The organism is Streptomyces sp. NPDC051677 (assembly GCF_044453465.1).
Lineage (GTDB): Bacteria > Actinomycetota > Actinomycetes > Streptomycetales > Streptomycetaceae > Streptomyces.
Genome location: NZ_JBITCT010000117.1, coordinates 1 through 9,879 on the forward strand (window position 1 = coordinate 1; position 9,879 = coordinate 9,879).

Below are 9,879 nucleotides of genomic sequence, written 5' to 3' on the forward strand. Positions count from 1 at the left end.
GTCACCCGCAGCCGCCTCGGACGCCTCGTCCGACAAGGCTTCCTCACCCAACCCGGACGAGGTCGCTACGAGAAACGGACTTAACGTCCACTCAGTGGACGACGCGATCCGCCGCGTCATCAAGGTCAACGACCTGGGGGCGATGTACGGCCTCGGCTGGACAGTCCCAGCCCTGGTCGCCTTCGGCTGCGCGATCGGCGCGTTCATGTACTGGGGCGTGATGGTCGCCCGCAAGGTCGGCGTCCTGATCATGGTCGCCCTCGCGGTCTTCGCCGGAGCCGGCGGCGGCTGGGACGTCGCCAAGCGCTGGCGGCGGGGTTGGATCGAGGCCACTGCCACCCTCGTCGTGTCGAAACTGCTGATGACCGTGGTCTTCCTGATCGGCGTCTCGGCGATGGGCAAGTCCGATGCCAAAGACGGAATGGCCGCCCTGTCCGACGCGATGGCCGGCATCGTCGTGATGGTCCTGGTCCTACTCTGCCCGTACGCCACCTACAAGTTCGTCCACTGGGCGAGCGACGGCGGCGGACACGACGACCTGCACCGTACCGGCGTCGCCGGCATGGCGGTCGCCGCAGGGGCCGCGAAGACCGCGGGCAGCCTCGCGATGCAGGCCAGCACCGGCACTCCTGCTCCGCAGGGGCCGCGCCGGGTCCCCGGCGCGGGCAGCGACGGTGTCGCCTCCGGCATCAACCCCACCGGCGGCAACCTGAGCAAGGAGGGCATCGACGCCGGACCCCCGAAGCCGCGGACCAGCTTCCGGTACGGCGAGGACCCGAACGCCTCCGGCGACAAGGGCCGCGCCCTGATCCAGCGCCCCGGCATCCCTGCGCTGATCACACGGCCTGCCGACACCGAAGCAGGAGGCTCCGAAGGGGGCACGCCCTCCGCCGCCCCGCCCGCCGGTGCGTCGGCTCCGGGCAGCAGCTTGACCCGCGTAGGTGCCGTGCCGCCCAGCGGTCCCGCCGCACCGCCGCCCTCCACCGGTCCGTCAGCGACTGGCTCCCCGACTCCGACGAGCTGGGTCTACCCCAACCAGCCGCCGTCCGGGTCCTGACCCACCACCACAAGGGGGCGGGCCGTATCCCTCCGGCCCGCCCCTTTCCCCCGGCCACCCGAAACGGAGTCCTGCGATGACCTCCAGAAGAGCGCCGCGCCTCCCGCCCCTTCCCGCCCGCTCCCATTGTCTGGAACCGCCATGTCTGACAACCCCCAGGCCGAAGCCACCACGGCCACCGTGAAGTTCCCGCACCGCAGCAGGCGCGGCATCCTGCTCGGCCTGATCGCCCCGCAACTGATCGTCGTGAGCGTCACCGGCCTTCTCCTGCTCGCCGTGATCCTCACCCGTGGCGTGGTCGGCGCTCTCGAACTCATCCCGCTGTGGGCCGCGATCGCCCTGCTCGTCTTCGTTCGCTACCGGGGCCGAGCCCTGGCCGACTGGGCTCCGATCGTCACCCGGTACGTGTACCGTCGGATGCGGGGCCAGTTGATCTGGCTCGTCCGGCCGTCCCGCCGCCCGGTCCGCGAAGGACTCCTCCACCTGCCCGGTACCGCCGCCAGCCTGCGCGTGGTCACCGCACCCGGCCGTCGGTACGGCGCGGTCCACAATCCCGACACCGGTACGCTGACGGCCGTCGTCAAGGTGTCCTCCCGTGCCTACGCGCTGCTCGACCCGGGCACTCAGAACGCCAACGTCAACGGCTGGGGTCGCGCGCTCGCCGCGCTGGCCCGCACCGGTCAGGTCGCCCGGATTCAGGTGATCGAGCGCACCGTGCCGGACTCCGGCGACGCCCTTCGCCGGTACTGGGAGGAGCACGGCCAGCCCGACGCCCCGGTGGCCGGCGCGATCTACAGCGAGCTGATCCAGAGCGCGGGCCCGGCTGCGGCTCCTCACGAGGCGTACGTCGCGGTCTCGCTGGACGCCAAGGCCGCGCGACGTCTGATCAACCAGGCCGGAGGCGGTCTGACCGGGTCCTTCAGCGTCCTGTCGCAGTTGACCTCGACCTTCGACCAGGCCGCGCGCACCGCCGGGCTCAACCCCACCGGCTGGCTCACCGCCCACGAGATCGCGGCAGTCGTGCGAACGGCATACGACCCCAAGGCCCTTGCCACGCTGGACCGTTGGTCCTCCTCCGACCGTCCCGAGGCCGACCCCGCCGCTGCCGGCCCGGTCGTGGTCGTCGAGAAGTCGGACCACATCGCGACCGACTCCGCCGTCCACTCCACGTACTGGGTGGAGAACTGGCCCCGCACCGAGACGTCGGCGGGCTTCCTGCACCAGCTCCTGTTCACCGCCGGGGTACGGCGGACCCTGTCGCTGTCGTACGAGCCGAAGGGGCTGGACGCCGCCCTGCGCGATGTCCAGCGCCGGAAGGCTTCGGTCATCGCAGACGCCTCCGAGCGCGCCCGGCGCGGCCAGGTCGACTCCGAAGCGGACTCGATCGAGTACCAGGACATCAAGTCCCGTGAACGCCAGCTCATCGCGGGCCACGCGGATGTCGCCCTGACCGGCCTGCTGACCGTCTCGGCCGACTCCGAGGAGGAGCTGCGGTCCGCGTGCGCGGTCGTGGAGACCGCGGCGGTCGGCGCCCAGCTCGACCTCCGGCCGCTCACCTGGCAGCAGGCCGAAGCGTTCACCGCCGCCGCCATGCCGCTGGCCCTCGCCGCCTGATGCCGGCCCTCCTCCCTTCCGAAAGAGCACCCCCATGTCCCGCACCGCCACCCCGACCGCGCAGGACTTCGTGCCCTTCGCCACCGCCGCGCTCGACTTCCACCGCGCGCTCAACGTTCCAGGCGGTCCGCTCGTCACCACCCGCGCCGAGCTGGACGCCCTGCACGCCCATCTCGTCTCGCTGCACGGCCTGCTCGACGTCCACACTGCCCGCACAGGCCAGCTCGTGCCGACCGAGGGCGACCAGCTCCGCGCCGCCCGCACCCGGATCTGGCAGGCCGCCGACCACGTCCACGCCGCCTACCACGCGGCGCCTCGGCCGGACTCCGGCGAGGTGCCCGACCGCGAGACGTGCCAGGCCGGCCTGCCAGAAGGCGCACCGGAGCTGACCATCTGCCAGCGCCACCAGCGCACCGCGCACCTGGTCCGCCGCCGTACCACCCCGGCCGACCTGCACGCGCCATTCACCGGCCTCGTCCGCCACTGACCCTGCCTTCCATCTGGAGAAACGTTCATGCCCCGCACCCGCGCCAGCGCCTCCCACCTGTTCGTCCCCCGCAAGACATCGCGTGCCGAGCAGCGAGCCGCCCGCGCCGGTTTCGCCGAGGCCCGCCGCCAGGCCCGCCTCGCTGGAGCCCCGCCCAAGCGCCGCGACGAGGAGACTTTCGACCCGGAGCTGCGGCCGACCTACCCGCCGTCCGGACGCCCCGGCTCCTCCTCGGCACGCGGCGGCAAGCTCAGCCTGCCCGCCCACCGGATGACCACCGCCACCGTGTCCGGGGCCTATCCGTTCCTCGCCGAGGGCGGCCTAGGCGCGGAGGGCATCTTCATCGGCCGGGACGTCCACGCCGAGGCCGCGTTCTGCTATGACCCGTTCTCGCTGTACAGCAACAGCCGGATCGAGGGCTTCACCAACCCCAACGCCGTCCTGGCGGGGATCATCGGCATGGGCAAATCCGCCCTGGCCAAGTCCATCGCTACCAGGGCGATTGCGCACGGATACCGGGTCTACGTGCCCTGCGACCCCAAGGGCGAGTGGACGGCCGTCGCGCAGGCTCTCGGCGGCTACAGCATCGCCCTGGGACCGGGACTCCCGGGCAGGCTGAACCCGTTGGACGCGCCTGCCCGGCCCGCATCGGTGAGCGAGGACGACTGGTCGACCGAGGTCCGCAAGCGCCGTCTCCTGCTCCTGGCCGGCCTCGCGCGCACCGTGCTGAAGCGCGATCTCCTACCGATGGAGCACACAGCCCTGGACCTCGCGCTGGACCTAGTCGTCTCCGAAGCCGTGGCCAGCGACACGGTGCCCCTGCTCGGCGAGATCGCGCACACTCTCGGCTCGCCCGAGCGCCTCGACCGGGCCCTCGGCGACCAGGCCGGGCACATGGGGCCCGCCGCACAGGACCTCGCGCACGCCCTGCGCCGACTCGTGCACGGCGACTTGAGCGGCATGTTCGACGCACCCTCGTCCGTGGCCTTCGACCCGACCACCCCGATGCTATCCATTGACCTCTCCCGGCTTGGCGGCTCGGGCGACGACACCGCGCTGGTCCTCGCGATGACCTGCGCGAGCGCCTGGATGGAGTCCGCGCTCGCCGACCCGGACGGCGGCCGACGCTGGGTGATCTACGACGAGGCATGGCGTGTGATGAGGCACGTCGGCCCCCTGGAGCGCATGCAGAGCCAGTGGAAGCTCAGTCGAGGGCTCGGCATCGCCAACCTGATGGTCATCCACCGCCTCAGCGATCTACTCAGTGCGGGCGACGCTGGCTCGCGCGGCCGGGTGCTGGCCGAGGGCCTCCTCGCCGACTGCTCCACCCGCATCATCTACCGCCAGGAGCCCGACCAGCTCGCCGCCGCCGCGTCGCTGCTCGGCCTGACCGGCGTAGAGACCCAGGCCGTGTCCGCCCTGTCCAAGGGCCGGGGCCTGTGGAAAGTCGCAGGTCGGAGCTTCATAACCCAGCACATCCTGCATCCGGCCGAGCGCGAGCTGTTCGACACCGATGCCCGCATGTTGGCGAAAGTCAGTGAGTTCACTCCGACTGACGGATTCTCAATTCCTCTGCAGCTCCGTGAAGTGCAGCGATGAGTCCGCGTGGAGTCGCGGGTTCCTCGTCCGGGCTCGTGTCTGGGCTCGGGCTCGTTGTGGTCGAGAACGCCGCCGCACCCCGGCACCACCCATCGACCGGCCCCGCCGCGAGTCCGGACGACGGCGCACCGGCCACTGACTGGAACGACCGCCTCGCCGCAGCCCGAACCCGAGGAGTTCACCAACCTGTTCCACGAGGCTGTTACGGGGGACTTCGGCGCGGTGGCCCGCCTGCACCAGACACTCGAAACCGCCTCCGAGTGGTGTCTCGCCCACTGCGCCCGAAGCAGCGCGTCTGAGTTGGACGTTATCGCCTCCCGGCTGAGCGACCTCGGCGAGGAACTGCATCTCGTCGGGGAGAACGTCGACCACGAGATCTGCTCCCGGTCGCATCGAGCCGCAGCAGCGACCCGCCTCTCGCCAGCAGCGTCGGCCCGGGGAACTTCCCCCGGCCAGCAGAGCGACGCTCCGGCTCCCGTCTCACCGTCCGCCGCGCGCTCGCTGCCCCGTTCGCGGTGAGGCACCCGTACAGAACAAGGGAACAACCATGCCCACACCTCCCGACTCCCCCACCTCCCCTGACAGCCAGCCGCAAGACACCAGCGAACAGGCGGCATGGCGGGTGCGCGTCCAGGCCCTGGCCTCCGCCGTTGACGGCATCAGGCAGGCGTCAGACCGATGGGATGCCGTCTCGGACTCGTACTGCGACGAAGACGGCTGGCCCGACGACGAGACCGGGTACGCCGACGGCAAGGTGGCCCGGGACGCCGCTGCCTGGGAGCACGTCGAGACCTTTCTGACCCACGGCCCCGAAGTCCTCGCTGGTGTACGGGCAACCGCTCAACAGGCCGACTACCTTGACGGCGCGATCAGCGCCGACCTGCTGCGCCTGCGGGGGATCGACTCCGTACTGGCGCGGGCAGGCGAGATCCGCCGCGAGTGGGATCAGGTCATCGCACTCATGGAGGGCTCCATGCCCGGGTCACGGGAGCTCTACGAAGAACGGGCCCGCGAGATCCGCAACTCCGAAGGCTGGCAATACGCCGACGAACTCAGCTACAGCGGAGCGGCGTTGGCCAGGGCTGCCGATCACCTGACCGACCGGATCGACGTCGACCAGTCTGCGGACACCGGGCGTGTCCAGGCGGCCCTGGCCCGATCCGTCTCCGGTCAATGCGGTGCCTCTCCCACTTCGCCGCCCGCCCCGGCGGCTTCGGACCCCCCTGCCGCGCGCCGCTCGCCCTGGCGCCTCTAGCACCGACTTCCGGCGAGGCCAAACCGCCCGCTCGCCGGATTCTCAACGAACGCCACCACCCCTACCAGCCCCCGCCCCGCTGCGGCTTCCCGCCGTCGGCCGCTGGGGACGACCAGCCGCGGAGAAGCCCACATGCGCCCCGATCAGACCCTGGTCACCCTCCAACGCGAGGGCACACGCATCACCGCGCGCACCAGCGGACCCTTCAACCAGGAAGCCGCCGCTGGCACGTCGGAGCATGAGCACCGGTACAACCACCTGACCCAGCCGCTTCAGCAGCGCGGCCTGGCCTGCACCGTCGAGTACGGCCTCAGTGACTACATCGTCCACGCCGAACTCCCCGACGACAGCTACCTGATCATCTCCCCACCCCAGGAACCGCCCACCGACCACCCGCCGGGGCATCCCGAGAGCTGGTTGGTGACCCGCGGGCATCCCGACGACTCCACTCTCCACGAAGTGATCTACGACTCCGAGCCCGACGGCCCTCACGCCTGGTACGGCGGCAGCATCCCCCGTCTGCTCACCGCCATTGTTGGGCGCCTGGACCAACTCGGCCTACCGCCCCGACCGGTATCGCGGCGACTCGCCCAGGAGAGCGCTGCCGACGCGGTTCTCCACCGTGCGGGCTTCGTCCCCGTCGTGCTATTCCCCGAGCGTTTCCACCGACTGCCCTCCGCCATGACCGAACCGGTCGAGCAGCGGCAGACCGTGACCCGGGCTTTGGACATGCTTCAGGCTGCGGGCTTCGACGTCTCGTGCGATCCCGACCTGCTCGACCCCAGCCTGCCGCCCCCTGGCGATCACGGGCTCAGCGTCGGCGACCAGCTCGGCCACCTGACTCAATCCATCCAGTCGGCGGCGCACACGAGCGAGGCCGTCGCCGTACTGAGCGAGCTGACCGCTCCCGGTGACGGCGTTCTCCAGCGCGTCGTGGAGTCCCTCAACACGACGGCCGACTGGTGGGAGGGCCTGGGCGAACCCGCCGATCCCCACTACGCGAACCGGCTGCGGTACATCGCCAGGAAGCTCGACTCCTACGCACTCGAAATTCGGTCCAGGCGTGGAGAACTGGCCGACCGGCACACCAACCACCCCGACAGGGTCCAGACCCGGGTGGACCGAGTCGCCCCGGAGGAACCGGCGGCGCCCCGAGTCACCGCCGCTCTCGCGATCTCGCCAACCGCACGGCGCACGACCCCAGCCGAGCTGCCGTCAGCTCCAGCGGTAGATCCCTCCCTGCCTCCCGACCGACCCTCGTCCGCACCCGGTCGCTGACCGCTGCCCAGCTTGGAGCCCGTCATGTCCCGCACCAGCAGAACCATCCCTGCCCTCGACCGCCCCTCTCCCCCTGCCTCCACCGGATGGATCCGCCATGCCCACCCCCGAGCACGACCCGCTTCCCGACGTCATAGTCGGCCGCCACCCCGACTTCGGCATCGTCGCCGCCAATCCCAAGCAACTGACAGCGAGTGCCTGGATGTTGAAGCGGTTCGACTTCCACCCCGTCCCCGACCACCCCACCCTCTACGCGCTGGCCAACCAGCAGCGTGACGGGCACGGCCGCGCCACACGGGCTGTCGCGCTGCTACGCAAGGCCGGCTACCGGGTTGATGTGGACGCCGCGTTCGACCCCTCGCCGGCCTCCGGACCATCGCCCGCCCGCCACCGACCCCTGTGCGTTGAGCCGGGCGTCGCTTTCGCCGAACATCCGCAGCTCGGCGTGGTCGCCGCCACCGCCGACGGTTCCTCCGCTCTCGGCGGCCGACTGATCCTGGAAGAACACGGTTGGCGGCATAACCCGAGCCTGGACATCTACACGCTGCCCGTCACCACCGACCGCAGCGAGGCGCTGGGCAAGGTCGCCACCGCCACGCTGGCGATGCACCGGACCGACCTCCCCGTGGCTGTGCAGCCCCTCCTCGCCCGGGACGTAGCCGCGCGCCACTCACTCGCGCCTACGACGGATGTGCGCAGTGAGCGTAGCCAGGGCTTCACCACCCACAAGCTCCCCATCAGCGCCGTCGCGATCTCCACCAGTCCTGCCCGCGCCGGCCTGCGCGGCAAGGCACCAGCTGCCGCGCCTGCCGCCGGCCCGGAGGCCCGCCCGGTGGACCCGCGCATTGCGTTCTCCCACAACCGCTGACCCAACTCCCGCAAGAAGCAGTTCCCATGGGCTACCGATGGAATTCGCTGATCTGGGGAAACGTAGCTCGCGTTGTGTGGAGTTCCCGTGCCGTAGCCGAAGTCCACCCGGAAGCCCGGCCGAAGCGACCCCGATCCGGCGGCGCGAACGTCGCCGGGTACGAGCCGGCCCCTCGGCCCGCCAGCCTTGCGGTTGGCAGTCCGCGGGGGAACCTCACGCCTTTACCAGACGGCCATATTGTCGGCCAAATACCGCTGACGGAAGCGCTCGAATGCCTCATCCTGCCGCGCCTGCGCCGGGAGGTACGACTGATCCTCCAGATCGCCACCCGTGATGAGGGCGTCCAGGGTGTTGCGTGCCCACGCGTTAAGGAGGAACGCTGAAAGCCTGTCTTTGAAGAAGGGTCCGGACCAAAGGCCGTCGGCAAACTGCATGAGCGGCGGCTCAGCCGCGCTGCTGACCAGTCTGAGGCGGTCGATCTCGTCCTTGCCGCCGTCGTCCATAGTGTAGACCTGCGAGGTGTTGGGGAGGATGAAGCGGGACGGTGACTCGCTCCAATGGTGGCGGAGGTACAAGCTCTTCCGAATGACAGTGTTGAGGTCACCGACCAGGTGCTGGCTGGCGGCTGGATGGCTGTCTAGGTCGAGCTCGGAGTAACCGATCGGGTCGGCATATGGCACACCTGCCTGGCTTGAAAGCAGCTTGAGTACCTGGGAGAGGTCGTCCTCCTGGCCGCGCCCTACGATGTCGTGCAGGTACATGTTCCGGGCGATGAATTCGTAGATTCTAAGGAACCGGCTCGGTGGGTACAGGTCGTCCCAGTCCAGGCGAGTAACGGGCGAGCTCCAAAAGGGCAACGCAGGGTTGGTGGCGATGTGCACAGCAACCAGGAACATCTCGGGCGTCGTGCCCGCCCGGCAGAGCTGGTTCGCCACCTTCCACGCGCCGCCGTAGACCGGCTCATCCAGCTTGTAGCGGACCAGTTGGGACAGCTCGGCGAAGTTATCGTCATCCGAGTCACACCCGGACCGAAGTTCATCCAGCGTCGACGCGCTCTCCCACAACGAGCGGGTGGTCAGGTGGTGCCCGTTGACCACGATGGGTCTCACCCGTCCGCGCAGGAGACCGTCGGCGATCTCGTTACCCGGATGCATGGTCATGCCAGTGAAGGACTCAGCCGCTCGCCATGCGTCGGAGATTGCGCTTCCCACGGCATCCGCAGCGTGCCAACGGACCTCGCTGAGTTTCTCGAAGTCGAAGATCGCCTGGTAGGTGAAGCGCAGGTCGAGCCAGAACTGGCCCATGAGGGCGAACTCGGCACCTGCCACGGACGGGTCGTAGCCGAACTCGAACGACCACACCGGGTGTCCGGCCCGAAACCGCGCGACTATCTGATCACGCATCCGACCAGGCAGCTCCTGGATCGCCCGCTGGGCCGTGATCGCTCTTGCACGCTGAAGCAGAACGAGAAGCAGCCCAATACTGGAGGTCTGGTAGCGGATCCAGTGGGCAATCTCGTGTTGGTATGTCGCGTTCCAGAAGTCCCGGGCATCAGGCTCGCCCTCGAAGCGGTCCGGGCTGAAGAGAATGTGGCTCCTCAGGTCCAGGTGCCAGCCGCATGGACCAGCTGAGGTTCCCCCGTCATGCGGGATGTGCTGATCAGCTGGTCAGCAGGGGTTGATGGGTGTTCAGATTCGTTGGTTCGGCCGTCGCCTGTTCGG

The 9,879-nt window shown here is 69.7% G+C and carries 7 protein-coding genes and 1 pseudogene; 7 read left to right on the plus strand and 1 reads right to left on the minus strand.

Annotated elements, in window-relative coordinates; translation table 11 throughout:
• Window positions 1-91: 91 nt before the first annotated feature.
• The 7 genes and pseudogenes from ACIBAF_RS48710 to ACIBAF_RS48740 all read left to right on the plus strand — a co-directional run.
• Window positions 92-1,057, plus strand: a pseudogene (locus ACIBAF_RS48710) (ATP-binding protein); the annotation flags it as partial.
• Between the two features lie 141 nt (window positions 1,058-1,198).
• Window positions 1,199-2,671, plus strand: coding sequence for an SCO6880 family protein (locus tag ACIBAF_RS48715; protein WP_399473213.1), 1,473 nt, complete (start codon window positions 1,199-1,201; stop codon window positions 2,669-2,671).
• Window positions 2,672-2,705: 34 nt separating this feature from the next.
• Window positions 2,706-3,158, plus strand: coding sequence for a DUF6238 family protein (locus ACIBAF_RS48720; RefSeq protein ID WP_399473215.1), 453 nt, complete (start codon window positions 2,706-2,708; stop codon window positions 3,156-3,158).
• A gap of 27 nt (window positions 3,159-3,185) precedes the next feature.
• Window positions 3,186-4,757 carry an ATP-binding protein gene (locus tag ACIBAF_RS48725; protein ID WP_399473218.1) on the plus strand — a complete coding sequence of 524 codons (1,572 nt, stop codon included), beginning with the start codon at window positions 3,186-3,188 and terminating at the stop codon, window positions 4,755-4,757.
• Window positions 4,758-5,304: 547 nt separating this feature from the next.
• Window positions 5,305-6,012: a hypothetical protein gene (locus ACIBAF_RS48730; RefSeq protein WP_399473220.1), complete on the plus strand. Its 708-nt coding sequence runs from the start codon at window positions 5,305-5,307 to the stop codon at window positions 6,010-6,012.
• Window positions 6,013-6,144: 132 nt separating this feature from the next.
• On the plus strand, window positions 6,145-7,290 hold the full coding sequence (locus ACIBAF_RS48735) for a hypothetical protein (protein ID WP_399473222.1): 1,146 nt from the start codon (window positions 6,145-6,147) through the stop codon (window positions 7,288-7,290).
• Window positions 7,291-7,387: 97 nt separating this feature from the next.
• Entirely contained in the window at window positions 7,388-8,158 is a 771-nt protein-coding gene (locus ACIBAF_RS48740; RefSeq protein WP_399473224.1) for a hypothetical protein, read from the plus strand.
• Window positions 8,159-8,379: 221 nt separating this feature from the next.
• Here ACIBAF_RS48740 and ACIBAF_RS48745 read toward each other — a convergent pair whose 3' ends face one another.
• The gene (locus ACIBAF_RS48745) at window positions 8,380-9,561 is read right to left on the minus strand and encodes a hypothetical protein (RefSeq protein ID WP_399473226.1); all 1,182 of its coding nucleotides are present in this window, start codon (window positions 9,559-9,561) and stop codon (window positions 8,380-8,382) included.
• Between the last annotated feature and the right edge of the window lie 318 nt (window positions 9,562-9,879).

What these genes read in the sequence shown, in the direction of transcription:
- ACIBAF_RS48715 (WP_399473213.1), top strand. Translation starts at nt 1,199, where the DNA reads ATGTCTGACAACCCCCAGGCCGAAGCCACCACGGCCACCGTGAAGTTC.
- ACIBAF_RS48720 (WP_399473215.1), top strand. Translation starts at nt 2,706, where the DNA reads ATGTCCCGCACCGCCACCCCGACCGCGCAGGACTTCGTGCCCTTCGCC.
- ACIBAF_RS48725 (WP_399473218.1), top strand. Translation starts at nt 3,186, where the DNA reads ATGCCCCGCACCCGCGCCAGCGCCTCCCACCTGTTCGTCCCCCGCAAG.
- ACIBAF_RS48730 (WP_399473220.1), top strand. Translation starts at nt 5,305, where the DNA reads ATGCCCACACCTCCCGACTCCCCCACCTCCCCTGACAGCCAGCCGCAA.
- ACIBAF_RS48735 (WP_399473222.1), top strand. Translation starts at nt 6,145, where the DNA reads ATGCGCCCCGATCAGACCCTGGTCACCCTCCAACGCGAGGGCACACGC.
- ACIBAF_RS48740 (WP_399473224.1), top strand. Translation starts at nt 7,388, where the DNA reads ATGCCCACCCCCGAGCACGACCCGCTTCCCGACGTCATAGTCGGCCGC.
- ACIBAF_RS48745 (WP_399473226.1), bottom strand. Translation starts at nt 9,561, where the DNA reads ATGCGTGATCAGATAGTCGCGCGGTTTCGGGCCGGACACCCGGTGTGG.